We start from the raw sequence: 21363 nt of genomic DNA on the forward strand, positions 1-21363 counted from the left end.
GGTTTTGTTTACATTATTAAATAATGATACCCGCTAGAAAGGAATATCATCATCAAAGTTATCGAAGCCGCTACTTCTGGCTGGGGCGGATTTACTGTCAGCGGGCGCACTGTTCTGCGCAGAAGCAGCTGGCCTGTCTGTCGATTCGTAGCTGCCGCCGCCGGATTTACCCGATAGCATCTGCATTTCGCCGACGATGATATCGGTGGTATAGCGATCCTTGCCGTCCTTATCCTGCCATTTGCGCGTGGAAAGCTTGCCTTCCACATAAATCATCGAGCCTTTTTTCAGGTATTCCCCGGCAATTTCGGCCAGGCGGCGATAGAAGGTCAGGTTGTGCCACTCGGTTTTTTCCTGTTTCTCGCCGCTTTTGTCCTTCCAGGTTTCTGACGTTGCCAGCGTGGCATTCGTCACTGCTTCACCATTGGGCATATACCGTGTTTCCGGATCCTTGCCCAGCCTACCCACCAAAATCACCTTGTTGACCGACATGTCATTCCCCTTTCACTAAATGATGAACTCCAGCCTCGTCAAAGCCGCTCATATCCACTTTCAGGCAGGCCATACGTTCATCTGGCACCACCAGTGCTTCCCGTACTCCCGGCAGTTGTGACAGCCGCTGCTGCAGGGCAGCCCCCGCTTTCGCATCCATGTCGGACAACGGGTACATTTTGGTTCGCACCGCTGCTGGCGGGTTCATGGTGCTGGCCACCAACAACCACAGCAGCAGCAGACCTGCGGCAAACGCAAATACGGCATCCCCACCGAAATTCTGTAATAGAAAACCTCCGGCAAACGCACCGGAAAATGCACCAAGGAATTGTACACTGCTGTATATGCCCATCGCCGTACCCTTGGCTGCCAGAGGTGCGATCTTGCTGATCATGGAAGGCAGTGTCGCTTCCAGCACATTAAATGCGACAAAAAACAATAACAGAGAAAACACCACCCCCCATATGCTGCCCTGCGTCAGCATCAATGATAATTGTCCACATGTTGCCAGTGCAATGGAACCTATGAACACCTGCTTCATTTTTGCCTTTTTTTCGGCCACGATAATAGGCGGCACCATCAGTACAAAAGCCAGCAGCATCACCGGCAGGTACACCTGCCAGTGACGCGCAACATCCAGTCCGTTATTTTTAAGCACGAATGGAACCTGCATAAATACCGACATGAGGATCGCGTGCAAAGAAAAAATACCAAAATCCAACCGCAGCAAATCCCTGTTGCGCAGCACCTCACCAAATTGCTTGCGACTTGCGCCGGAACCGGAATGGAAGCGCGTAATGGCTGGATTGGGAATAAGATACGCCACAAACAGCACGGCCAACAGGGCCAGTGCACCCGTCAATACAAAAATTCCTGGCACGTCGATTGCCTGGTATAGCACCGGTGCCAGCACCAAGGAAATGGAAAAGGTAATCCCAATGGTAATGCCGATCATCGCCATGGCTTTCGTGCGCACTTCCTCGCGCGTCAGGTCGGCCGTCAACGCCATCACGGCGGCATTGATCGCGCCTGCACCCTGAATTGCGCGCCCGGCAATGATCCAATAAATATTTTCCGCAGAAGCAGCCAGGAAGCTTCCGATCGCGAACAGCAGCAGCCCCGCATAAATCACCGGTTTACGGCCGTAACGATCGGACATCCAGCCAGCCGGGATCTGCAGCACTGCCTGCGTCAGGCCGTAGGCGCCCAGGGCAATGCCGATCAAAAGAGGGTTTTCTCCTCCGGGCAATCGTTCGGATGCGTACAGTGCCAGTATCGGCAGGATAATGAACAGTCCCAGCATACGCAAACCGTAAATGGCGGCCAGGCCCATGCTGGCGCGGCGCTCAATTGGCGTCATTGAATCAGGAGAGTGTTCCATATTGAAGTTTTGGATGCGCAAGAAATCGCGTATATTATCAGGTTTGGCGCAACCAACGGTAACCGGCATGGACAGCATTAAAATACGTGGCGCACGCACGCACAATCTAAAAAATATCAGCCTCGATTTGCCGCGCAACCAGCTTGTAGTCATCACAGGATTGTCCGGCTCCGGCAAGTCGTCCCTTGCATTTGACACATTATATGCAGAAGGACAAAGGCGTTATGTCGAATCGCTCTCCGCCTATGCACGCCAGTTTCTGCAGCTCATGGCCAAGCCTGACGTGGACCTGATCGAAGGACTGTCTCCCGCCATTGCCATTGAGCAAAAGGCTACCTCGCACAACCCGCGCTCCACTGTCGGCACGGTAACGGAAATTCATGACTACCTGCGCCTGCTGTTTGCTCGAGCGGGGGCTCCCTATTGCCCGCAGCATGACCTGGAGTTGCAGGCCCAAAGCGTTGGACAAATGGTGGACCAGGTGCTGCGGCTGCCGCAGGATACCCGGATCATGATTCTTTCGCCGCTGCTCACCGATCGCAAGGGAGAGCAGCTCGACCTGTTTGATGAATTGCGCGCGCAGGGATTCATACGGCTGCGCGTAAATGGCACGGTCTATGAGATCGACAAGCTGCCCACTCTGGCAAAGAACAAAAAACACACAATTGAAATCGTGGTGGATCGGCTGAAAGTCAGCGCAGACCATCAGCAGCGGCTGGCGGAGTCATTCGAAACCGCATTGCGCCATGCAGAGGGCCGCGCCCTGGCAGTTGAAATGGACAGCGGGAAGGAACACCTTTTTTCCGCTAAATTTTCTTGCCCCATCTGCAACTATTCATTGCAGGAACTGGAACCGCGCTTGTTTTCCTTCAATAACCCGATGGGTGCGTGCCCGAAATGTAACGGACTGGGTAGCATCCACTTTTTCGATCCCAAACGGATTGTGGCTTTTCCGCAGCTTTCGCTGAGTTCCGGAGCGATCAAGGGCTGGGACCGGCGCAACCAGTTTTACTACCAGATGCTGGACAGCCTGGCCCGACATTATGATTTCGATCTGGAGCGCCCGTTTGAAAGTCTGAGCGATACAATCCAGCAGATTATTTTATACGGCAGCGGCAAGGAAGAAGTTCCATTCCGCTATCTCAACGAGCGCGGTAAGCCTGCGCTGCGCGAACATCCATTCGAGGGCATCGTTAACAACCTGGAGCGACGCTATCAGGAAACCACTTCCCCTGCCGTGCGCGAGGAACTAGCAAAATATCTCAATACCTGTGTCTGCCCTGAATGCAAAGGTACGAGGCTGCGTCTCGAAGCACGCAATGTCCGAATCGCAGAGTATGCCATTTATGAACTCAGCGCGTTACCGCTGAAACATGCGCTTCATTTTTTCCAGCAGGTGAAACTTCCCGGCCACAAGCACGCCATAGCAGAAAGGATCCTTCAGGAAATTGCCAGCCGCCTGACTTTCCTGAACAACGTCGGGCTTGAGTATTTATCATTGGACCGTTCGGCAGACACCCTGTCGGGTGGCGAATCACAGCGCATCCGGCTGGCATCGCAAATCGGCTCCGGCCTTACCGGCGTGATGTATGTCCTGGATGAGCCTTCCATCGGCCTCCATCAGCGTGACAATGACCGATTGCTGGACACGCTGAAACGGCTGCGCGACATGGGCAACAGCGTCATCGTGGTAGAACATGACTCGGATGCCATTCAGGCAGCCGACCACGTAGTGGACATGGGGCCCGGCGCAGGCGAACACGGAGGCACAGTCATCGCCCAGGGCACGCCGCAGGAAGTGGCTGACAACCTGCAGTCCCTGACTGGAGATTATCTGTCTGGGCGGCGCAGTATCACAATTCCCGAACGCTATCTCCCCCCCAATCCGGAGCGCAGGCTGCAAATTCAAGGGGCGTGCGGCAATAACCTGAAACAGGTTACGCTTAATTTGCCCGTCGGACTGCTGGTATGCGTGACAGGGGTGTCCGGTTCCGGCAAATCCACACTGGTAAATGACACGCTCTATCATGCAGCCGCACAGCACCTGTATGGCAGCATCACTGAACCTGCCCCATATGCAAGAATCGAAGGGCTGGAGTTTTTTGACAAGGTCATCAACGTGGATCAGTCCCCCATCGGGCGCACCCCACGTTCCAACCCCGCCACCTACACCGGTCTGTTTACGCCGATCCGCGAACTGTTCTCCAGCGTGCCGCAGGCACGGGAACGCGGCTATGGGCCTGGGCGCTTTTCATTCAACGTCAAAGGTGGCCGCTGCGAATCCTGCCAGGGCGATGGGGTCATCAAGGTCGAGATGCATTTTCTGCCCGACCTCTATGTACCATGCGATTTATGCCATAGCATGCGCTACAACCGGGAAACACTGGAAATACAATATAAAGGACGAAACATACACCAGGTTCTACAAATGACTGTAGAACATGCATATGAGTTTTTCAAGCCGGTTCCCATCATAGCGCGCAAACTGCAAACCATGCTGGATGTGGGCCTCGGCTACATCACGCTGGGGCAAAGCGCCACCACCCTGTCTGGCGGAGAAGCCCAGCGCATTAAGTTGTCCCTGGAGCTTTCCAAGCGCGATACCGGGCGCACGCTGTACATCCTGGATGAGCCAACGACCGGGCTGCATTTTCATGACATCTCGATGCTGTTGAAAGTTATACAAAAACTGCGCGACCAGGGAAACACCATAGTGGTCATAGAGCACAATCTCGACGTGATCAAGACCGCAGACTGGATCATTGACCTTGGACCTGAAGGCGGGGAGGGTGGCGGGCAGATCATTGCAGAAGGCTCCCCGGTAGAGATCGCTGCAAACCCGAAAAGCATTACTGGTCATTACCTGAAACAGCTCATGTAAGGATGCCTGGATACCAGAAACCGATTCCATCCGCGAACAGGCTCGCATATTAAGGCTGGCATGTTGGAAACACCGGTCGCAACAACCCGGAAAATCAATTAATTCAAATATATATCAGCATGTTACGAAACCATAAAGGAGGATTGTTTAAGCCTGCATGGAAAGCATGCAAACAATCCTGAAAAAGGCATTTTACAACCTCTCGAAAAGGGCATATTATTGTCCATGGTCAAGGTAAAAAACTATAAATATTTTTTGCAATTGTCACTAATATTATGTTACCCTGCCTCAGCTGTTAGAAGTTATTAGGAGCCCCCGCGGACGGTACGAGTGGGTTTATCTTTTTTATTTATTTACTTAGAGGAGTAATAATTATGCGCAGAGTTAACTCACTGGCACTACTGCTTGCAATTAGTTCCCCGGCAGCCATGGCATATGACGGCCCGCATTCCGAATATAATTTTCTTCCACCCCAAGGCTCGTTTGCCCCAGATCCTCAAGCTGGTAATCTGCACCCAGAAAGACAAGTAGGCATTCCAGGCAACTACCCACCCGGCGGCGGCGATGCCACCCATCCATATCAGTTTGAAACACAAGGCCAGTTCAACATCGGCAAACATCACAACGACCAGTGGCAACGGGAAGATGGCGGCGCGGGTCAAGCTAGCTATCATGGCAAACAGCCAACCAAGTTTACCCCAGACTTCAAGACCATGGTTCCATATGTAGGTGGAAAGCCTATCTATGACGAGAACTTTGATGAAAAGTGGGCTGGTCCAAGAAATGATGGCACAGGCGGCTGTGTGGCGAGTGCGGCTCCTTATTGCGTCGCTCCGGTAGAAACAGGCCTGGGTTACACAAAGGCGGAGACAGCCCCAAGCAAGACCTTCCAAAAGCAATATTTCGTTAACGCCGACGGCCCTAGAGGTCAAGGTACCACGGTGTCCATGAATGTAGTTGCAGAAAATTCCGACAAGAACGAGACTCAAAGACCTGCTAAGATCAGACTGCAATATGCAATCGTTCCAGGTGGAAACTTTGTAGATACAACTCGTCAGCCACAAAATGCAGGCTACACCAAATTGGCTCCAGAAGGAACCTATCGTTATCAATCCCCAACCATCATCTATAATGATGAACACGGGCATCTGTATATTGATGGCAAGCACTTCTCCGGAATCCATCTGCTGAATGGCAGCTATGGCTTTACCGTTGGTCTGGACCTGCTGACCCCAGGAAAGCACGACATCTGTATCAAGATTGTGGATGAATTCCATGAGCCAGTTCCTCTGGGAACCCAGGCTTGTGTCGCAGTAACTGTATAAACGGCACTTGTAGAAACTTAAACTATACCGTCCGTATAGAGTAAGTAAGTTGCCCGAAGATCAGTACCGTTGCAAGATTGAACGGTACTGATTTTTGATTAAACGGATTACTTTACCTTAGTCTTCTTATCAGCACGTTGTAAACAAGATTTCATGGATAAAAGGCCAGATTTTCAAATCTGGCCTTTTTCTATTGATATGCTGCTTACTGGCTGCACAAAGTATTCTTCAAAAATAAAGTCTAACAACCTAATGTGGATACTCCACTATCACGAAAGACGCACGGACAGAATTGGTCAACTTAACTATCGGATGCAAAATAGCTCCGTTAACAAGCTTCAAAAAGAAGTGAAACCATGAAAGAGTAGCCGATCGCAGCAACATAGCAAACAAAAGCGGAATTCTGATCTCGAAACATGGTACATTTACATGGAAAAAATCGCAAAGAAATTTATCTACACAAGGAAACCAGATATGCGTACTCTAGGTCATGTTGCAATCCTGATGGCTTTTGCATGTAATCTACCACATGCCATGGCTGAAGAAGCTTCCGTGTCCATAACCGCCCCAGCAAATGGCTCCACAGTAGCTGCAAACGATAAAATCAACGTAGAATACCGAGTAACCCCAGGTTCAAAGGGCGACCATGTACACTTATATGTAGATGACAAGGAGATCGCGGTTTTGCGAAAAAAACAAGGAATCCATGCAATCGAACCAATGAGCGTTGGCAAGCATGCGATTTGCATCAAAATTGTAAACAAAGCACATACTCCTATCGGAATACAGGCTTGCACAAATATCTCAGTCCAGTAGTGGCATACTGATGTGGAAAATTTGGCTTATACGATCGTTCAGGTTGTACATAATTTTGGCGCTGTTGCCGTTGCAGGTGGCTCAATTTTTGCACTATTCCCAATAACTCAACATTCCAACGTACAACGACAGCTAGCCTTGATTGTAGGAGCGGGGTGGCTTGTGCAAGGGATGAGCGGACTGGGGTTCGCTGTAACCAGCTATTATTTTTATAATACCTTTCCTGAATTGGATAGATCAGCTCAGGCAGCCTTATTCATCAAGATCATCTGCGCCAGTTCCGGCTTGATAGTGGCAACAAAAATATACAGACGGCTGGTTAACCAACCTTTCCGTAGCAGGAAGGCAGATTGGGGTATTCTTGTTGTCTTCGGCGCCACTTCCTTGATATGTGCCGCCATTTTACGCTGGTACTCCTGAACAAAGTACAGTAAATGAAATAAATAAGGCAGGTTGAAACCTGCCTTATTTATTTAGGTTGAAATGCACTACTGAAGTATCGCTATTCTTCTAACGGTTGAGTATCCTCAGGTCGGTCCAGAAGTTCGATCAAAGCCATAGGTGCATTGTCTCCCTTTCGAAATCCATATTTGAGAATACGGGAATAACCTCCATTACGGGTTGCATAACGAGGACCCAGTTCATTAAAAAGCTTAGTCACCATTTCACGATCACGAAGACGAGAAAAGGCAAGACGGCGATTCGCAAGAGACGCATTTTTTCCCAGTGTAAGAATAGGCTCAACGATGCGACGCAGCTCTTTGGCCTTGGGTAAAGTTGTCTTAATAGCTTCATGACGCAGCAGGGAGGTAGTCATGTTACGCAACATTGCCAATCTATGGCTGCTTGTGCGGTTCAACTTTCGTAATCCTAAACGATGGCGCATAATTATCCTTTCTTACTTCTCAATGGTCACAGGCCAGTTTTCCAATTTCATACCCAAGGAAAGTCCATGTTCGGCCAGAACCTGTTTAATTTCATTCAATGATTTACGTCCTAGGTTCGGAGTACGCAATAAATCATTTTCGGTATTCTGTATCAGATCACCTACATAATGAATGCTTTGCGCTTTCAGACAATTTGAGGAGCGTGGGGTCAGCTCAAGATCGTCTACCGGACGCAACAACAGGGGATCAACCTTGGGTGTCTGCGGCTTTTCAACCGGCTCAGGAGTGCCTTCCAATGCCGCAAATACTGAAAATTGATCTACTAATATTTTAGCAGCATACCGTACTGCCTCTTCTGGATCTATGGCCCCGTTCGTTTCAATTTCCATGATAAGCTTGTCCAGATCCGTCCGCTGCTCAACACGGGCACTTTCAACCTGATAACTAACTTTGTTCACCGGGCTAAATGAGGCATCCAGGGCAATATGTCCCACAGACCGTGTTTCTGTAGCAGGCTGTCGGGATAAAGCGGATACATATCCGCGCCCCTGTTCAATCTTTATTTCAAGATCCAGATTACCACCTGCAGTCAGGTGGGCAATAACGTGGTTCGGATTAATTACTTCAGTGTCTGCATCTACAATGAAATCACCAGCTGTAACTACGCCTACACCTTCCTTCTTAAGAAATAATGTAGCTGATCTGGCATTATGCAGCTTAATTACGACACCTTTAAGGTTTAATAAAATTTCTACTACATCTTCCTGCACACCATCCAGCGAAGAATATTCATGCAGTACATTTGCAATCCTGACTTCTGTTGGAGCATAACCATGCATGGACGACAATAAAATTCGGCGTAGAGCATTTCCCAGCGTATGGCCATAACCGCGCTCAAATGGCTCCATGACAATCTTTGCCTGTCTGGCTGAAATTTTCTGCACTTCAATAATGCGTGGTTTCAGAAAATCATTATTATGCATATCCTACTCCGCATTAATTACTTGGAATACAACTCGACGATGAGGTGTTCATTAATCGATGCAGGCAATTCTGAACGTTGGGGCTTGGATTTGTATACCCCTTTCATAGCTTTTGTATCTACTTCTACCCATTCAGGGAAACCCCGCTGCTGAGCTGCTTGCAGGGCAGCTTTGACACGGAGCTGCGCCTTGGAATGGTCTGCGACTTCCACCACATCACCTGCTCGAACCTGATATGAAGGGATATTCACTCGCTTACCATTTACAAGAATCGAATTATGACGAACCACTTGACGGGCCTCACTACGGGAAATTCCGAATCCCATGCGATAAGACACATTATCCAAACGAGACTCAAGCAACTGCAGCAGGTTATCTCCGGTGATACCCCGCTGAACCTCAGCAGTACGATAAGTCAGGCGGAACTGACTTTCCAGCACACCATAAATACGACGTACCTTTTGCTTTTCACGAAGTTGACCACCATAATCGGAAAGTCGTGCATTCTTTTTTTGGCCATGCTGACCAGGCGGATAGGCGCGACGTTCAACGGCGCATTTATCGGTAAAACACTTTTCGCCCTTCAGAAACAGCTTTTCGCCTTCGCGACGACACTGACGGCACTTTGGATCAAGATTTCTAGCCAAGGCTATCTCCTAAAATTAGATACGACGCTTCTTTGGTGGACGGCACCCGTTATGTGGAACCGGGGTAATGTCCGAAATACTGGTAATTTTAAAACCGGCGGCATTCAGCGCGCGCACTGCGGATTCACGGCCAGGACCTGGCCCTTTGATGCGAACTTCGAGGTTTTTTACTCCGCATTCTTGTGCTGATTTACCCGCATTTTCGCCGGCAATTTGCGCAGCAAATGGTGTGCTCTTACGTGAACCCTTGAAACCATTACTGCCACTGGTGGACCATGCTAAAGCATTTCCCTGGCGGTCTGTGATCGTAACAATGGTATTGTTAAACGAAGCGTGAACATGGGCAATTCCTTCTGCTATGTTCTTTTTGACTTTCCTGCGCACCCGCGCATTTGTTTTAGCCATGTCTAATATCCTCTGGTATATTACTTCTTGGCGCCGGCAACCGATTTACGCGGTCCTTTGCGTGTACGGGCATTGGTACGTGTGCGCTGGCCGCGCACCGGCAGTCCACGACGATGACGCAAACCGCGATAGCAGCCCAAGTCCATCAATCTCTTGATATTCATCGAGACCTCACGACGCAAGTCACCTTCTACGGTAAATTTCGCAACTTCATCACGCAATTTATCCATATCCGCATCAGCAAGATCCTTAATCTTTGTAGATGCATTCACACCAACTGCAGCGCATATTTCGCGTGCGCGAATACGTCCTATACCATAAATCGCAGTAAGTGCGATTACTGCATGTTGGTGATTTGGAATGTTTACCCCTGCAATACGAGCCATGCAGCTATCCTATCATTCAAAAAGGCATTGAAGAATTGCCAATTGTTGGTCAAAAACCGCCATTTAACCTTGGCGTTGCTTGTGGCGTGCATCAGAACTGCATATGACACGAATCACACCATTACGCCGTATGATCTTGCAATTACGGCATACTTTCTTTACAGAAGCTTGAACTTTCATTTTATTTCCTTTAGTACTCGATGTAAATTTTACTTGGCACGAAATGTAATGCGCCCTTTTGTCAAATCATATGGAGTAAGCTCGACAGTTACCTTATCCCCTGGAAGAATACGGATATAATGCATCCGCATTTTTCCAGAGATATGCCCTAGAACAACGTGCCCATTTTCTAGTTTCACACGAAAAGTTGCATTGGGTAAAGATTCCAGCACCTCACCTTGCATTTGCATCGCATCTTCTTTACCCATCAGCGAATCAATCCACCCTTAAAATTAGCTTTTTTCAGCAAGCTCTCATACTGATGTGACATCAAGTAGGATTGTACCTGTGCCATAAAATCCATAGTGACCACAACCATAATCAATAACGAAGTTCCTCCAAAATAAAAGGGAACATTCCATTTCACCACCAGAAATTCAGGCAACAAACAAACAAGAGTTACATAAACCGCACCGACCAGGGTCAGCCTCATCATAATATTTTCTATATATCGCGCTGTTTGATCGCCAGGGCGAATCCCCGGGAGAAAGGCTCCACTTTTTTTCAAATTTTCCGCCGTTTCCTTGGGATTGAACACCAAGGCTGTATAAAAAAACGCAAAAAAGATAATCGCCGCCGCATACAACATAACATATATCGGCTGGCCAGGAGATAACATATCACTCAAATCCTTCAACCACGTCCATCCCTGCCCGCTTGCAGACCAGCCAGCCAAAGTAGCAGGAAATAATATGATGCTGGATGCAAATATAGGAGGAATCACTCCAGCAATATTTACCTTCAAAGGTAGGTGAGAACTTTGTCCACCGTAAATTTTGTTACCGACCTGACGCTTCGCATAATTTACAAGAATTTTCCTCTGGCCGCGCTCGACAAAAACCACTAAAGCCGTGATACCAATTGCCCCAAAAAAAAGCAAAAGTACTAGTGGTATAGAAAAAGCTCCTGTACGCGCCAATTCTAGCGTGCTGCCTATTGCGGATGGGAGGCCAGCTGCAATCCCGGCAAATATGATCAAAGAAATACCATTCCCTAATCCACGCTCCGTTATCTGCTCACCCAGCCACATCAGAAACATAGTGCCACAAACCAGAGTGATTACCGTTGTGACTTGAAACATAGGACCAGGATGCAGTACCAAACCAGGTTGGGACTGCAGCGCTACCGACATTCCAAAAGCCTGGAAGACTGCAAGGAAAAGTGTTCCATAACGGGTGTATTGCGTAATTTTCCGACGACCAGGCTCCCCCTCCTTTTTGAGTTGTTCAAGTTGAGGAACCGCATGCGTCGCCAACTGCATTATGATCGAGGCGGAAATATACGGCATGATGCCTAGTGCAAGAATAGTGAATCTGGAAAGTGCTCCTCCGGAAAACATATTGAACATCCCCAGAATTCCATTTTTCTGGGAATCAAATAATTCTGACAAAGTGGCCGGATCAATTCCCGGAACGGGAATATGCGCACCAATTCTGTATACAATCAGAGCACCCAGCAAGAACCACAATCGGCGACTTAAATCCCCATACTTCCCGGAAGTTGGTCCCTTTTTTCCAGCTACATCCACTGATCGCACCATTAATCTTCTATACTGCAGCCAGCTGCAAGCAACACTGCACGGGCGCCCTTTGTAATCAACAAGCCCCTGAGCTTCAACGGACGTGAAATTTCCCCGGAATGAATCACCTTTGCTCTTTTAGCTGCAACGGAAACCGCGCCTGACTGTTTAAGAGCAAGCAAATCCACCAGGTCCGTACCAATATTTTGCAAATCAGAAAGCAGAACCTGAGCGCAGTCCGAATGAGTCATAGAGACAAATCCACGTTTGGGCAACCTACGTTGGATTGGCATCTGGCCACCTTCAAAGCCTACCTTATGAAAACCACCAGCACGAGATTTCTGACCTTTATGTCCGCGACCACACGTTTTACCCAATCCTGTGCCGATGCCCCGTCCGACACGGCGCTTTGAATGTGTGGAGCCTTGCGCAGGCTTGATATCATTTAGTTGCATTTAAGCCTCACATTTAACCAGGTAATATACCTTATTGATCATTCCACGTACTGCAGGTGTATCCTCTACAGTGACAACATGGTTCAGTCGGCGCAATCCGAGTCCTCGTACGCTGGCTCTATGTGATTGTTTTGTACCAATCAGGCTTTTAACCAAGGTAACCTGTATCATTCCGGCTGGAATTGCTTGCTTACTCTGTGACATTTTTTATCCTTGAATTTCTTCAACGCTCAGACCGCGCTTCGCAGCCACTTCAGATGGCGAATTAATAGACTGCAGACCATTCATCGTTGCGCGTACAACATTGTAAGGATTACTTGAACCTATACATTTTGCCAACACATTATGCACGCCCACTGCCTCAAATACTGCACGCATTGCACCACCTGCAATAATCCCCGTACCTTCAGACGCAGGTTGCATATAAACCTTCGCGGCACCATGTCTTCCAATTACAGTATGATGCAATGTACCTTTGTCCAAATTGATGTTTACCATCTTTCTTCTGGCCTCATCCATAGCCTTTTGAACAGCAACGGGTACTTCCTTTGACTTACCCTTACCCATTCCAACACGACCATCACCATCGCCTACTACAGTTAGCGCAGCAAATCCCATAATTCTGCCGCCCTTGACAACTTTCGTCACACGGTTGATTGAAATCATCTTCTCAATCAATCCGTCTCCGCGATCTTCTGACTGTTGTACTCTTCCTTGTGCTTTAGCCATGATTCACCTTAAATTAGAATTTCAAACCATGCTCGCGCGCTGCATCAGCCAAGGCCTTGACGCGTCCATGATATTTATAGCCGGATCGATCGAAAGCAACTTCTGCTATGCCTGCCTGAATGGCTTTTTCAGCTATCCTTTTTCCTACAACAGCAGCTGCAGCAATATTTCCGCCATTTGCAAGATCTTTGCGCACTTCTGCTTCGAGAGTTGATGCACTGGCCAGTATTTTTCCTCCACATGCCGAAATTACCTGGGCATATATGTGAAGATTACTCCTACGTACAGCCAATCTCGTCGTCTTATGACTGGCAATTTTGGCACGGGTTTTGCGTGCTCTGCGTTGACGCGCATCATTTTTGATAAACATAACAGCCTCAATTATTTTTTCTTGGTTTCTTTCAGTTTCACAACCTCTTCTGCATAACGTACACCTTTACCTTTGTATGGCTCAGGTGAACGAAATGCTCGAATTTCAGCAGCCACTTGACCTACCTGCTGTTTGTTCGCACTTTTTAGAACAATTTCCGTCTGAGTAGGCGTTGTTACACTGACTCCCGAAGGTACAGCATAGGAAATCGGATGTGAGAAACCAAGGTTAAGGTTAAGGGTGTCATTGGTAGCCTGGGCACGATAACCAACCCCAACCAGGGTAAGCTTGCGCTCGAAACCGCTAGACACGCCACGGACCATATTGGCAAGCAGTGCCCTGACCGTTCCTGACATAGCATTCGATTTCGGAGAATCATTAGAAGGCTTGCACAAAAGGGAAACGCCTTCTTGCTGAACAATGACATCACCAGTTAAGTTCTGGCTGATTTCTCCAAGCGGACCTTGAATAGACACTGAACCGGGATCAATTTTAACTTCTACGCCCGGAGGCAGCACGATTGGATTTTTAGCGACTCTGGACATGTTTACCTCTTTAAGCGACTATACACAACACTTCACCGCCAATACCGTTGGCACGTGCCTTGCGGTCTGTCATTAATCCTTTTGAAGTGGATACAATAGCGATGCCCAAGCCGTTCATTACCTTTGGAATTTCATCACAGCCTTTGTACTGACGCAACCCTGGCCGGCTCACACGTTGTATCTTCTCGATTACTGGCCGCCCAGCGTAATACTTAAGGCCGACTTCCAGCGTAGACTTTCCCTCTTTTTCAGAAACCTGGTAGCCTTCAATATAACCTTCATCCTGCAGGACTTTAGCAATTGCAACTTTAAGCCTAGAAGAAGGCATTGAAACGCAGTTTTTTTCTGACATTTGACCATTTCGAATGCGTGTCAGCATATCGGAGATCGGATCACTCATACTCATAGGTTCACCTCTACCAGCTTGCCTTGATTACACCAGGAACTTCACCGCGCATAACAAATTCACGCAGCTTGGTTCGCCCCAGTCCAAACTTCCTGAACACACCTCGAGGGCGCCCCGTCAGCAAGCAACGGTTGCGCAACCTAACCGGACTGGAGTTGCGGGGAAGAGCCTGCAGTTTTAAACGTGCAGCAAATCTCTCCTCTTCAGTTAACTTACTATTAGTGATGATTTCAAGCAAAGCGGCACGCTTAGTCGAATATTTCTCTACCGTATTACGACGCTTTATTTCGCGGTTAATTATAGATGCTTTAGCCATTTTATCCTCAGTTCTTCAGCGGAAATTTGAATGCCAAAAGGAGAGCACGCGCCTCTTCATCATTTTTTGCGCTGGTGGTAATCGTAATGTTCATTCCACGCAAAGCATCAATTTTGTCATACTCGATCTCAGGAAAAATAATCTGCTCCTTTATCCCCATATTATAATTACCACGACCATCAAATGACTTTCCGGAAATTCCACGAAAATCACGAACACGTGGGATGGCAACAGTTACCAGCCGATCCAGAAATTCATACATACGCGATTTACGTAAAGTTACTTTACATCCAACAGGATAGTTTTCACGAATCTTGAAACCGGCAATCGATTTTCTGGCCTTAGTCACAACTGGTTTTTGCCCTGCAATCTTCTGCAAGTCACCAACGGCATGCTCCATCACTTTTTTGTCTGCTACGGCCTCGCCTACGCCCATATTCAGCGTAATTTTCTCAATGCGCGGCACTTCCATCACACTCTTATAACCAAATTTCTGCATCAAATCCGGAACGACTGTTTTCTTATAATGTTCATAAAGACGAGCCATATTTTTCTCCTTTACGCGCCGATGATTTCGCCGCTAGATCTAAAAATTCTTACTTTACGCCCGTCTTCAAGGACTTTAACACCTACGCGGTCTGGTTTGCTGGACGATGCATTAAATATTGCTACATTTGAAACATGAACAGCAGCTTCCTTTGGAACAATACCTCCAGGGACGCCTTTAACCGGATTCGGCTTTTGGTGTTTCTTGACAATATTGACACCACTCACCCACAAGCGGTCACCTAAAACGCGAAGCACATTTCCGCGCTTGCCTTTGTCTTTTCCTGATATAACAATTACATCATCATTTTTAATAATCTTGCGCATGACTTTTCCTTAGACCGCCTGCATTCATAACTTTTAGATAAAGCTATCCTATTTAGAGCACTTCAGGAGCAAGCGAAACTATTTTCATAAACTTTTCAGACCGTAACTCGCGTGTCACCGGACCAAATATACGTGTACCGATCGGCTCAAGCTTTGCATTCAGCAACACCGCAGCATTTCCATCAAATCTGATAAGTGAACCATCCGGACGCCGAACGCCTTTTGCCGTACGTACTACAACAGCACTATAAACATCCCCCTTTTTTACACGCGAACGGGGGGCAGCATCCTTCACACTAACCTTGATTACATCACCTATTGCCGCATATCGGCGCTTAGATCCGCCAAGTACCTTAATGCACATAACAGAACGCGCACCGGAATTATCTGCGACAGTCAAAACAGATTGCATTTGTATCATTATTTACTCTCCAACTTTATCCGCATATAAGCGGCCAGTCTTGGAACCCGTTTGGGTTAAAACGACAGGAAACAGCTATGAGGAATGAAGCGATAAAGCATATCAAATTATCTTGTCAAACTCAAGCTAAAATTGCACTTCTCTATGCCTTTTCCACAAAACAGTGATTGTCCGTCAAATAGGATTGCTACGCTGCCTGCGACTTATCTACCAAACCAGTCACTCGCCAGCTTTTAGTTTTAGATAATGGCCGGCATTCTTCAATTGCAACCAGATCACCTTCCTGATACTCATTCTTCTCATCATGTGCATGATATTTTTTGGATAAGCGTATTACTTTCCCCAACAACGAATGTTTGATTTTGCGCTCTACCAGAACGGTAACTGTTTTATCCATTTTGTTGCTAACTACCGTACCAGTCAGTGTTCGCTTCAAATTTACTGCACTCATTGTTGAGCACCTTTTTCAGTTAAGATTGTTTTTACCCGGGCAATATCACGACGAACCTTATTCAACTGGCTGTTGTTGCTCAACTGTTGTGTGGCCAATTGCATACGCAGTCCAAAAAGTGCCTTATTGAGCGACAGCAACTCTTGCCCCAGCTCAGTGTTGGATTTTTGTCTTAATTCAGCTGCTTTCATAATCATGCCCCAACCTGTCTAATTACAAATGTAGTTGCGATAGGCAGCTTAGCCGATGCAAGCCGGAATGCTTCTCGCGCCAGACCCTCTTCAACTCCATCCATTTCATATAACATCTTTCCAGGCTGAATCTCGGCGACATAGTATTCTGGACTCCCCTTACCATTACCCATCCGTACTTCAGCAGGTTTTTGAGAGATTGGTTTATCTGGAAAGATACGAATCCAGATTCTTCCACCACGCTTGATATGCCGGGTCATCGCACGACGGGCTGCTTCAATCTGGCGAGCTGTCAATCGCCCTCTGGCAACCGCCTTCAAGCCAAACTCACCGAAACTAACCTTATTACCCCGTGTTGCCACACCGGTATTTCGACCCTTTTGCTCCTTGCGATATTTTCTTCTAGCTGGCTGCAGCATGTTTCGCCCCCGACTTTCTTACTCTTTTTTCAGGTTCTGGAGCAGATGGGGCAACTACTTCATCCACCCCTGTATGCTCCCCTTTGTAAACCCAAACCCTGACACCGATTATTCCATAAGTGGTTTTAGCCTCGGCCGTACCATAATCTATATTCGCCCGTAAAGTATGCAATGGGACACGGCCCTCTCGATACCACTCACTGCGAGCGATTTCAATTCCGTTTAAACGACCCGCACTCATAATCTTAATCCCTTGAGCTCCAAGACGCATTGCATTTTGCATCGCACGTTTCATGGCTCGGCGGAACATGATTCTCTTCTCAAGCTGGGACGTAATGCTTTCCGCAATAAGTTGTGCATCAATCTCTGGCTTACGCACCTCTTCAATGTTTAGTGCCACATCCGGAAGTCCCATGCGGGTTCTCAGCTCGGAGCGGAGAGCTTCGATATCTTCCCCCTTTTTACCAATAACAACTCCTGGACGAGCAGAATATATGGTGATCTTGGCATTCTTGGCTGGCCTCTCTATCACGATTTTAGATATGCCCGCACCATAAAGCTTTTTCTTAAGATAATCGCGAACCTCGATATCTTTAAGCAGCATTCCTGAGTAGTTTTTACTATTTGCGTACCATCTGGAAGTCCAGTTTTTTTGTACGCTTAATCTGAATCCGGTCGGATGAATTTTCTGTCCCATATCCTTACTTGCTCCCGACGATTATTGTTATGTGGCAGGTTTGCTTCTCAATACTATTTCCTCGTCCTTTGGCGCGTGCGGAGGATCTTCTAAGGGAAGCAGCCTTATCGACATAAATTTTGCCAACCTTTAACTCATCAATGTCGGCCCCATCATTATGCTCTGCATTGGCAATAGCAGATTCAAGACCTTTCTTGATTATTCCAGCTGCCTTTTTTGGGCTGAAAGTCAAGATATTAAGTGCCTTGGCGACTGACAAACCTCGGATTTGATCTGCAACCAGACGTCCCTTTTGCGCAGATAGTCGCACACTTTTCACAACAGCGATTGTATTCATCGTACCTCCTTATTTCCTCTTGACCGCGGCTTTTTTGTCTGCAGCGTGGCCTTTGAAGGTGCGCGTCAGAGAAAACTCCCCAAGCTTATGTCCTACCATGTTCTCGGAAATATATACCGGGATATGCTGCCTGCCATTGTGAACCGCTATGGTTAGACCTACGAATTCTGGTATTACCGTTGACCGACGTGACCAAGTTTTAACCGGCCTCTTATCGTTGCTGGCGCGAACGGTCTCGGCTTTTTTTAATAAATTCGCATCAACAAAAGGACCCTTTTTAATGGAACGTGCCATATTTTCTACCCCTTAATTCTGAAAGCGGCGACGCACAATCATGTTGCCCGTGCGCTTATTGCTGCGTGTACGATAACCCTTGGCAGGCACACCCCACGGACTAACTGGATCCCGTCCAGCTGCAGTCTTTCCTTCACCACCACCATGCGGGTGATCGATAGGATTCATCGCGACACCGCGAACCGTAGGCCGGACACCGCGCCAGCGCATTGCCCCCGCCTTACCGATTGAACGCAAGCTGTGCTCCGCATTTCCAACTTCGCCAATCGTAGCCCTGCAATCAACGTGAACCTTGCGAATTTCTCCTGAGCGCAAGCGAAGCTGGGCATAGCTTCCCTCTCGTGCCAAAAGCTGCACGGAAGCACCTGCGGATCTGGCAAGTTGCGCTCCTTTACCTGGCATCATTTCAATGCAGTGTATGGTCGAGCCAACAGGTATATTTCGTAGTGGAAGCGCATTCCCGGACCTGATCGGAGCATCTGATCCACTTATCAATTGCGATCCGGCACTGATACCTTTGGGCGCAATGATATAACGGCGCTCTCCATCGGTATAACACAGCAAAGCGAGATGGGCACTTCGGTTTGGATCATATTCAAGACGTTCAACCGTTGCAGGAATGGAATCCTTATCACGTTTGAAATCGACAAGCCGATAGTGCTTCTTATGACCTCCGCCCATATGCCGAACCGTGATATGTCCATTATGATTTCGTCCAGCAGATCTTGTCTTCTTTTCCAGCAGAGCTGCATGGGGAGAACCCTTATGCAGTTCATTGTTGACAACGCGAACAACAGCACGTCGCCCAGGAGAGCTTGGTTTAAGTTTTATCAGTGCCATGTTCTATCCTTGCTCATTTGCAGCGAAATTAATTTCCTGACCGGGAGCAAGACACACATAAGCCTTTTTCCAGTCACTGCGCTTTCCAATAAATTTTCCAAAACGCTTTTTCTTTCCCTTTACAAGGGATACTTGCACATTCTCAACATTTACCTTGAACAACATCTCTACTGCCGCCTTAATTTCTGGTTTAGTGGCCGTGGAGTCCACACGAAAAATTATCTGGCCATTTTTTTCCGCTATGTAAGTTGCTTTTTCCGAAATTTGCGGAGCAAGCAATACTTTCATCAAACGTTCTTTACTAAAACCTTGGTTACTCATGCCAGTAACTCCTCAATTTTTCCCAGCGCATCTCGCGTTACCAACACCTTAGAGAAATGAACCAGATTCACCGGATCTGCCTGGTGAGGTTCAAGCACCAAGACATTGGGCAAATTTCTTGACGAAAGATATAAATTGTCGTCTATATCATTACAAATTATCAGAACCCGACCTGAATCGACGCCCATCCCTTTTATTTTTTGCATAAAAAGTCTTGTCTTCGGAGCCTCTATGGTGAAGTTATCAATCACCGCAATCCGGTCTTCACGTACGAGTTGAGAGTATATAGATGCGAGGCAAGCACGATACATCTTCCGATTGACTTTTTGTGCATAGTTCTCATCCGGGCTATTTGGGAAAATCTTACCACCCCCTCGCCAAATTGGACTGGAAGCCATACCTGAACGCGCACGCCCTGTTCCTTTTTGTGCCCAGGGTTTACGCGTACTCTTTGCAATCTCGCTTCTTCCCTTTTGCTTAGAGTTGCTGGAACGTGCATTTGCCCGATAGGCAGTTACCACCTGATGAATCAGCGCTTCGTTATATTCGCGACCAAACAACTCATCTGATGCCGTTACGCTGGCACCTGACGCACCGTTTGCGTCAATCATCTTTAGTTCCATTATTCACCTGCCTTTACAGCCGGACGCACAAAAACCTCGCCACCTTTAGCTCCAGGAACAGCGCCCATTACCAACAATAATTGACGTTGCGTATCGATGCGTACTATTTTAAGATTTTGAACAGTACGCTGAACGTCCCCCAGGTGTCCGCACATGCGCTTACCAGGAAATACACGGCCAGGATCCTGCGCCATACCGATTGAACCAGGAACGTTATGTGACTTCGAGTTACCGTGCGTAGCACGTCCCGATCCGAAGTTATATCGCTTTATCGTTCCAGCGAAACCTTTACCGATTGTTACCCCGGTCACATCAACTTTCTGACCGACCTTAAACAGATCGACGGTTAGTGACCCGCCTGCCTGCATCGCACCCAGTTCTTCCGGGGAAGCCCTAAATTCTTTCTGCACATTACCCGCAATTACTCCGGCTTTAGCAAAATGACCCGCAGCTGCTTTTGTCACGCGGGAAGCACGTCTTACCCCGTAAGTAAGCTGCACTGCACTGTACCCATCAATAGCTGCAGTCTTGATCTGGCTAATACGATTATTTGACACGTCCAGCACAGTCACCGGCAACGAAGAACCGTCATCGGTAAACACACGGGTCATGCCAATCTTTCGACCGACAAGTCCTAAACTCATTCTCATTATTCCTTATTTAAGGGGCTGACTTCAATTGGTCAACCAATATTTCGATTTTGTTACTGCAACTTGATCACAACATCCACACCCGCAGGCAAATCGAGCTTCATCAACGCATCAACTGTTTTTTCAGTTGGATCTACAATATCCATCATGCGAAGGTGGGTGCGAATTTCAAGCTGGTCGCGCGATGTCTTGTTAACATGCGGGGAACGCAATACGTCAAAGCGTTCGATTTTTGTAGGCAAAGGGATTGGCCCCTTCACTACAGCACCAGTGCGCTTTGCGGTATCTACAATCCTAGATGCCGACTGATCAATCATACGATAATCAAAAGCTTTCAGGCGTATTCGGATGTTCTGACTTTTCATAATGTTATACTCAAATTTTGAAGCAAATTGCCACAATCGCCCTAGCTTCGGTTAAATGAGCGATTATACTATAGAAATGCAGGTAACCGTACTTCATTACTCAATAATTTTAGCCACGA

At 47.6% G+C, this 21363-nt stretch carries 35 protein-coding genes; 4 read left to right on the plus strand and 31 right to left on the minus strand.

All coding sequences use genetic code 11. From position 1 onward, the window contains the following. Positions 1-33: 33 nt before the first annotated feature. Together ssb and KJA68_RS10630 are read right to left on the minus strand one after the other, a co-directional pair. Positions 34-492 carry a single-stranded DNA-binding protein gene (gene ssb / locus KJA68_RS10625; protein ID WP_213036907.1) on the minus strand — a complete coding sequence of 153 codons (459 nt, stop codon included), beginning with the start codon at positions 490-492 and terminating at the stop codon, positions 34-36. A 1-nt stretch (position 493) separates the two neighbouring features. Continuing rightward, a complete protein-coding gene (locus KJA68_RS10630) occupies positions 494-1852 on the minus strand; it encodes an MFS transporter (RefSeq protein ID WP_213036908.1) in 1359 nt (452 codons plus the stop codon). Between the two features lie 88 nt (positions 1853-1940). Here KJA68_RS10630 and uvrA point away from each other — a divergent pair, with 88 nt between their 5' ends. The 4 genes from uvrA (at position 1941) to KJA68_RS10650 (ending at position 7315) form a co-directional block, all read left to right on the plus strand. Further along, the gene (gene uvrA / locus KJA68_RS10635) at positions 1941-4754 is read left to right on the plus strand and encodes an excinuclease ABC subunit UvrA (RefSeq protein WP_213036950.1); all 2814 of its coding nucleotides are present in this window, start codon (positions 1941-1943) and stop codon (positions 4752-4754) included. A gap of 374 nt (positions 4755-5128) precedes the next feature. Beyond that, positions 5129-6079 carry a hypothetical protein gene (locus KJA68_RS10640; protein WP_213036909.1) on the plus strand — a complete coding sequence of 317 codons (951 nt, stop codon included), beginning with the start codon at positions 5129-5131 and terminating at the stop codon, positions 6077-6079. A 429-nt stretch (positions 6080-6508) separates the two neighbouring features. Continuing rightward, positions 6509-6895 (plus strand): Ig-like domain-containing protein, encoded by a 387-nt coding sequence (locus tag KJA68_RS10645; RefSeq protein WP_213036910.1) that lies wholly within the window; start codon positions 6509-6511, stop codon positions 6893-6895. 21 nt (positions 6896-6916) lie between these two features. After that, on the plus strand, positions 6917-7315 hold the full coding sequence (locus KJA68_RS10650) for a hypothetical protein (RefSeq protein WP_213036911.1): 399 nt from the start codon (positions 6917-6919) through the stop codon (positions 7313-7315). A gap of 82 nt (positions 7316-7397) precedes the next feature. Here the strand turns inward: KJA68_RS10650 and rplQ are convergent, their stop codons facing one another. From rplQ to rpsJ, 29 genes are all read right to left on the minus strand, one after another. Further along, positions 7398-7781, minus strand: a complete 384-nt coding sequence (gene rplQ, locus KJA68_RS10655) for a 50S ribosomal protein L17 (RefSeq protein ID WP_213036912.1) — start codon at positions 7779-7781, stop codon at positions 7398-7400. Positions 7782-7793: 12 nt separating this feature from the next. Then, positions 7794-8765: a DNA-directed RNA polymerase subunit alpha gene (locus KJA68_RS10660; RefSeq protein WP_213036913.1), complete on the minus strand. Its 972-nt coding sequence runs from the start codon at positions 8763-8765 to the stop codon at positions 7794-7796. 17 nt (positions 8766-8782) lie between these two features. Further along, positions 8783-9412, minus strand: coding sequence for a 30S ribosomal protein S4 (gene rpsD, locus KJA68_RS10665; RefSeq protein ID WP_213036914.1), 630 nt, complete (start codon positions 9410-9412; stop codon positions 8783-8785). A gap of 15 nt (positions 9413-9427) precedes the next feature. Continuing rightward, positions 9428-9817 carry a 30S ribosomal protein S11 gene (gene rpsK, locus KJA68_RS10670; protein ID WP_213036915.1) on the minus strand — a complete coding sequence of 130 codons (390 nt, stop codon included), beginning with the start codon at positions 9815-9817 and terminating at the stop codon, positions 9428-9430. A 20-nt stretch (positions 9818-9837) separates the two neighbouring features. After that, the gene (rpsM, locus tag KJA68_RS10675; RefSeq protein WP_213036916.1) at positions 9838-10203 is read right to left on the minus strand and encodes a 30S ribosomal protein S13; all 366 of its coding nucleotides are present in this window, start codon (positions 10201-10203) and stop codon (positions 9838-9840) included. A gap of 63 nt (positions 10204-10266) precedes the next feature. Beyond that, a complete protein-coding gene (gene rpmJ, locus KJA68_RS10680; RefSeq protein WP_213036917.1) occupies positions 10267-10383 on the minus strand; it encodes a 50S ribosomal protein L36 in 117 nt (38 codons plus the stop codon). A gap of 29 nt (positions 10384-10412) precedes the next feature. Next, positions 10413-10631 (minus strand): translation initiation factor IF-1, encoded by a 219-nt coding sequence (gene infA, locus KJA68_RS10685; RefSeq protein WP_213036918.1) that lies wholly within the window; start codon positions 10629-10631, stop codon positions 10413-10415. Next, entirely contained in the window at positions 10631-11950 is a 1320-nt protein-coding gene (secY, locus tag KJA68_RS10690) for a preprotein translocase subunit SecY (RefSeq protein WP_246487150.1), read from the minus strand. The genes infA and secY overlap by 1 nt, the downstream gene beginning before the upstream one ends. A gap of 11 nt (positions 11951-11961) precedes the next feature. Beyond that, positions 11962-12396: a 50S ribosomal protein L15 gene (rplO, locus tag KJA68_RS10695; protein WP_213036920.1), complete on the minus strand. Its 435-nt coding sequence runs from the start codon at positions 12394-12396 to the stop codon at positions 11962-11964. Beyond that, on the minus strand, positions 12397-12567 hold the full coding sequence (rpmD, locus tag KJA68_RS10700; protein WP_420887650.1) for a 50S ribosomal protein L30: 171 nt from the start codon (positions 12565-12567) through the stop codon (positions 12397-12399). 36 nt (positions 12568-12603) lie between these two features. Next, entirely contained in the window at positions 12604-13125 is a 522-nt protein-coding gene (gene rpsE / locus KJA68_RS10705; RefSeq protein ID WP_213036922.1) for a 30S ribosomal protein S5, read from the minus strand. Between the two features lie 13 nt (positions 13126-13138). Next, on the minus strand, positions 13139-13495 hold the full coding sequence (rplR, locus tag KJA68_RS10710) for a 50S ribosomal protein L18 (protein ID WP_213036923.1): 357 nt from the start codon (positions 13493-13495) through the stop codon (positions 13139-13141). A gap of 11 nt (positions 13496-13506) precedes the next feature. After that, positions 13507-14040: a 50S ribosomal protein L6 gene (rplF, locus tag KJA68_RS10715; protein WP_213036924.1), complete on the minus strand. Its 534-nt coding sequence runs from the start codon at positions 14038-14040 to the stop codon at positions 13507-13509. A gap of 10 nt (positions 14041-14050) precedes the next feature. Next, positions 14051-14446, minus strand: coding sequence for a 30S ribosomal protein S8 (gene rpsH, locus KJA68_RS10720; protein WP_213036925.1), 396 nt, complete (start codon positions 14444-14446; stop codon positions 14051-14053). A 10-nt stretch (positions 14447-14456) separates the two neighbouring features. Continuing rightward, the gene (rpsN, locus tag KJA68_RS10725) at positions 14457-14762 is read right to left on the minus strand and encodes a 30S ribosomal protein S14 (RefSeq protein ID WP_213036926.1); all 306 of its coding nucleotides are present in this window, start codon (positions 14760-14762) and stop codon (positions 14457-14459) included. 7 nt (positions 14763-14769) lie between these two features. Further along, the gene (gene rplE, locus KJA68_RS10730; protein WP_213036927.1) at positions 14770-15309 is read right to left on the minus strand and encodes a 50S ribosomal protein L5; all 540 of its coding nucleotides are present in this window, start codon (positions 15307-15309) and stop codon (positions 14770-14772) included. Positions 15310-15320: 11 nt separating this feature from the next. Continuing rightward, a complete protein-coding gene (gene rplX / locus KJA68_RS10735) occupies positions 15321-15635 on the minus strand; it encodes a 50S ribosomal protein L24 (RefSeq protein ID WP_213036928.1) in 315 nt (104 codons plus the stop codon). A 52-nt stretch (positions 15636-15687) separates the two neighbouring features. Then, the gene (gene rplN, locus KJA68_RS10740) at positions 15688-16056 is read right to left on the minus strand and encodes a 50S ribosomal protein L14 (RefSeq protein ID WP_213036929.1); all 369 of its coding nucleotides are present in this window, start codon (positions 16054-16056) and stop codon (positions 15688-15690) included. Between the two features lie 187 nt (positions 16057-16243). Then, positions 16244-16507 (minus strand): 30S ribosomal protein S17, encoded by a 264-nt coding sequence (gene rpsQ, locus KJA68_RS10745; protein WP_213036930.1) that lies wholly within the window; start codon positions 16505-16507, stop codon positions 16244-16246. Then, the gene (rpmC, locus tag KJA68_RS10750; RefSeq protein WP_213036931.1) at positions 16504-16698 is read right to left on the minus strand and encodes a 50S ribosomal protein L29; all 195 of its coding nucleotides are present in this window, start codon (positions 16696-16698) and stop codon (positions 16504-16506) included. The genes rpsQ and rpmC overlap by 4 nt, the downstream gene beginning before the upstream one ends. A 2-nt stretch (positions 16699-16700) precedes the next feature. Continuing rightward, positions 16701-17117, minus strand: a complete 417-nt coding sequence (gene rplP, locus KJA68_RS10755) for a 50S ribosomal protein L16 (protein ID WP_213036932.1) — start codon at positions 17115-17117, stop codon at positions 16701-16703. After that, positions 17101-17814: a 30S ribosomal protein S3 gene (rpsC, locus tag KJA68_RS10760; protein WP_213036933.1), complete on the minus strand. Its 714-nt coding sequence runs from the start codon at positions 17812-17814 to the stop codon at positions 17101-17103. The genes rplP and rpsC overlap by 17 nt, the downstream gene beginning before the upstream one ends. Positions 17815-17818: 4 nt before the next feature. Then, positions 17819-18151, minus strand: a complete 333-nt coding sequence (gene rplV / locus KJA68_RS10765) for a 50S ribosomal protein L22 (RefSeq protein ID WP_213036934.1) — start codon at positions 18149-18151, stop codon at positions 17819-17821. A gap of 9 nt (positions 18152-18160) precedes the next feature. Then, positions 18161-18445 carry a 30S ribosomal protein S19 gene (rpsS, locus tag KJA68_RS10770; protein ID WP_213036935.1) on the minus strand — a complete coding sequence of 95 codons (285 nt, stop codon included), beginning with the start codon at positions 18443-18445 and terminating at the stop codon, positions 18161-18163. 12 nt (positions 18446-18457) lie between these two features. Then, positions 18458-19285 (minus strand): 50S ribosomal protein L2, encoded by an 828-nt coding sequence (gene rplB / locus KJA68_RS10775; protein ID WP_213036936.1) that lies wholly within the window; start codon positions 19283-19285, stop codon positions 18458-18460. A 3-nt stretch (positions 19286-19288) separates the two neighbouring features. Next, a complete protein-coding gene (gene rplW, locus KJA68_RS10780; RefSeq protein ID WP_213036937.1) occupies positions 19289-19606 on the minus strand; it encodes a 50S ribosomal protein L23 in 318 nt (105 codons plus the stop codon). Then, positions 19603-20229 carry a 50S ribosomal protein L4 gene (gene rplD, locus KJA68_RS10785; protein ID WP_213036938.1) on the minus strand — a complete coding sequence of 209 codons (627 nt, stop codon included), beginning with the start codon at positions 20227-20229 and terminating at the stop codon, positions 19603-19605. Before rplD ends, rplW begins: the two co-directional genes overlap by 4 nt. Continuing rightward, positions 20229-20873, minus strand: a complete 645-nt coding sequence (gene rplC, locus KJA68_RS10790; protein WP_213036939.1) for a 50S ribosomal protein L3 — start codon at positions 20871-20873, stop codon at positions 20229-20231. Before rplC ends, rplD begins: the two co-directional genes overlap by 1 nt. Before the next feature lie 59 nt (positions 20874-20932). Continuing rightward, a complete protein-coding gene (rpsJ, locus tag KJA68_RS10795) occupies positions 20933-21244 on the minus strand; it encodes a 30S ribosomal protein S10 (protein ID WP_213036940.1) in 312 nt (103 codons plus the stop codon). Between the last annotated feature and the right edge of the window lie 119 nt (positions 21245-21363).

Origin of the sequence: Candidatus Nitrotoga fabula, from assembly GCF_905221025.1 — a bacterium.
GTDB classification, from domain to species: domain Bacteria; phylum Pseudomonadota; class Gammaproteobacteria; order Burkholderiales; family Gallionellaceae; genus Nitrotoga; species Nitrotoga fabula.